Origin of the sequence: Pseudomonas sp., from assembly GCF_037994325.1 — a bacterium.
Lineage (GTDB): Bacteria > Pseudomonadota > Gammaproteobacteria > Pseudomonadales > Pseudomonadaceae > Aquipseudomonas.
This window is the reverse complement of record NZ_JBBNAH010000594.1, coordinates 1-2933: the sequence shown is the minus strand read 5'-3', so window position 1 is coordinate 2933 and position 2933 is coordinate 1. Positions and strand designations below refer to the sequence as shown.

Here is a 2933-nt window from a genome sequence, read left to right as displayed (position 1 = left end):
CCCAGTCTCCTTGCGAAAAAAGCAGCCCTAGGGCTGCTTTTTTCGCAAGGAGACTGGGATTAAACCAGTTTTTCCTTGATGCGAGCTGCTTTACCAGACAGGTCACGGAGGTAGTAAAGCTTGGCTTTACGTACGTCACCGCGACGCTTGACGGCCAGGCTGTCAACCAGCGGGCTGTAGGTCTGGAAGGTACGCTCAACGCCAACACCGTTGGAGATTTTACGAACAGTGAAAGCACTGTTCACGCCACGGTTACGCTTGGCAATTACAACGCCTTCGAAGGCTTGCAGACGCGAACGGTCGCCTTCTTTCACTTTAACCTGGACGATTACGGTGTCGCCCGGAGCGAAAGGAGGAATCTCTTTGCTCATCTGCTCGGCTTCAAGGGCCAAGATAATTTTGTTAGTCATGCTGTGCTCCTAAGACAAACCTACTGGCCTGCCATCGATACGTTAACTATCGTCCCGTTGCCGGATGTATTCCGCCAACAGCTTTTTCTCTTCTCCAGAAAGCGAGCGGCTTTCCAGAAGATCAGCGCGTCGTTCACTCGTCCGACCAAGGGACTGTTGCAAACGCCAGCGCCGGATGTGTGCGTGATTGCCACTTAGCAACACGTCGGGAACGCGCTTATCCGCATACACCTCCGGTCGGGTGTAGTGCGGGCAGTCGAGCAAGCCATCCGTAAAGGAGTCTTCCTCGGCCGAATCTGCATGACCCAGCGCACCAGGCAGCAGACGCGTTACCGCATCGATCAGGACCATTGCCGGCAACTCACCACCGGAAAGGACGTAATCTCCAATCGACCACTCTTCATCGACATGCGCTTCTATGAACCGCTCATCAATGCCTTCATATCGCCCGGCAATGAGGATCAAGGTCTCCTCTTTTGCCAGTTCTCGCACGGCTGACTGAGTCAACTGGCGGCCTTGCGGCGACAGGTAAATTACCTTCGCCTGCGCTCCAGCGGCCTGCTTGGCATCAGCCAAGGCGCCCTCCAGAGGCTTTATCTTCATAACCATGCCGGGGCCACCACCGAAAGGGCGATCATCCACCGTCTGGTGGCGATCTTCGGTGTAGCTTCGCGGGTTCCAACAGGTGAGCTGCAACAGCCCCTGTTTCACCGCACGACTGGTAATGCCGTATTCGCTGATGGCAGCAAACATTTCCGGGAACAAACTGATGACTTCAACACGCAGGCTAGCCATATCTCTACTAACCGTTGCTTAGAAGTCCGCATCCCAGTCAACCCGCATTTCGCCAGCTGCCAAGTCGACCGAGAGAACGCAGTGCGCCGTGTACGGCAGCAAACGTTCGCGATCATCCAGGCTACCCGCGCAGGGCTTGACCACCATCACATCGTTAGCGCCAGTTTCCAGCAGGTGGTCGATAGACCCGAGCAGTTGCCCGAGCTGGTCGATTACCTTCAGACCTTTGAGCTGGTACCAGTAGTACTCGCCATCGGTCAGATCTGGGAGCAGGCTGCGGGATACACAAATGTCGAAACCCGCGAGAAGACGTGCTTCCTCACGGTCGTCGAGACCCTTCAGCTTTGCTACGAGGACTTTGTTCTGCGAACGTCCCTGGGCTAACTCAACCTGTCGTACATCACCGTCGCGTTTGAGCGTCCAGCGTTTGTAGTCCAGCAGGTTGTCAATCGGATCGGTAAAGGAGAAGACCTTCACCTCGCCGCGAACACCATGCACCGAAACAATCTTACCGATGACGATCAGGTCATCAGCAGGAGCGGGCGTCGCGTTCATGCGGCTTAGGCTGCTGCCTTAGCGGCATCCTTGAGCAACTGAGCAACGCGCTCAGAAGGCTGTGCACCCTGGCCGAGCCAGTAGGTAGCACGCTCTTGGTCTACGGACAGACGGATTTCAGCGCCCGATGCGATCGGGTTGAAGAAACCAATACGCTCAACGAAACGACCGTCGCGCGCATTGCGGCTGTCGGTCACGGTGAGGTGGTAAAACGGGCGCTTCTTGGAGCCGCCACGGGCAAGACGGATGGTTACCATGTGAACATCGTTCCTGTAGTCGGTGCTGCAAAACTAAAATTACATGCCAGGCACTAGGCCCGAAAGGCCGCATATTCTAAGGATTATCGGGATTTTTGCAAATCTCTTTTTGCCCTGCCCCGATGGCAGACCCCCACAGCTCCCGCACGAGCGAGCTGTGGGGGTATCGAACGCACCGACGGCGTCTGTTGCAGAGCCGCCGGAACGCTAAACGGATTCACATCTTCGGCATGCCGCCACCGCCTGGGAACATACCGCCCATGCCGCGCATCATTTTCGCCATGCCACCTTTAGCGGTGACTTTCTTCATCATTTTCTGCATTTGCTTGTGCTGCTTGATCAAACGCCCGATGTCTTGCACCTGGGTGCCGGAGCCCATGGCGATACGGCGTTTACGCGAGCCGCTGATAACGTCCGGATCGCGACGCTCTTGAGGGGTCATCGAGTTGATGATCGCCTCCATCTGCTTAAATTGCTTTTCAGCGGCGCCTTGAGCGTTGCCCATCTGAGACAGATTCATGCCACCGATATTCGGCAGTTTGTCCATCAGGCCGCCCAGGCCGCCCATGCTTTTCATCTGGATAAGCTGATCGCGGAAGTCTTCAAGATCGAAGCCTTTACCTTTTTTCAGCTTTTTCGCCAGCTTGTCAGCTTTGTCGCGATCGAGGTTCTGCTCGGCCTGTTCGATCAGGCTGAGCACGTCGCCCATGCCGAGAATGCGCGAGGCAATACGGTCGGGGTGGAACGGTTCAAGCGCGTCGCTCTTCTCGCCCATACCGAGGAACTTGATCGGCTTGCCGGTGATCTGGCGTACCGACAGCGCGGCACCGCCACGGGCATCGCCGTCGACCTTGGTCAGCACCACGCCGGTCAGCGGCAGCGCATCACCGAAGGCCTTGGCGGTGTTGGCGGCGTC

The 2933-nt window shown here is 56.7% G+C and carries 4 protein-coding genes and 1 pseudogene; all 5 read right to left on the bottom strand.

Annotation, left to right across the window (positions count from 1 at the left end; all coding sequences use genetic code 11):
• Positions 1 to 59: 59 nt before the first annotated feature.
• Positions 60 to 410 (bottom strand): 50S ribosomal protein L19, encoded by a 351-nt coding sequence (gene rplS, locus AAAB16_RS19850; protein ID WP_340664877.1) that lies wholly within the window; start codon positions 408 to 410, stop codon positions 60 to 62.
• A 42-nt stretch (positions 411 to 452) separates the two neighbouring features.
• Positions 453 to 1205 (bottom strand): tRNA (guanosine(37)-N1)-methyltransferase TrmD, encoded by a 753-nt coding sequence (trmD, locus tag AAAB16_RS19845; RefSeq protein WP_110616064.1) that lies wholly within the window; start codon positions 1203 to 1205, stop codon positions 453 to 455.
• An 18-nt stretch (positions 1206 to 1223) separates the two neighbouring features.
• The gene (gene rimM, locus AAAB16_RS19840) at positions 1224 to 1760 is read right to left on the bottom strand and encodes a ribosome maturation factor RimM (protein ID WP_340664876.1); all 537 of its coding nucleotides are present in this window, start codon (positions 1758 to 1760) and stop codon (positions 1224 to 1226) included.
• Between the two features lie 5 nt (positions 1761 to 1765).
• Complete coding sequence (gene rpsP / locus AAAB16_RS19835; RefSeq protein ID WP_108095776.1) at positions 1766 to 2017, bottom strand: 30S ribosomal protein S16; 252 nt, start codon at positions 2015 to 2017, stop codon at positions 1766 to 1768.
• A 217-nt stretch (positions 2018 to 2234) separates the two neighbouring features.
• Positions 2235 to 2933, bottom strand: a pseudogene (locus AAAB16_RS19830) (signal recognition particle protein); the annotation flags it as partial.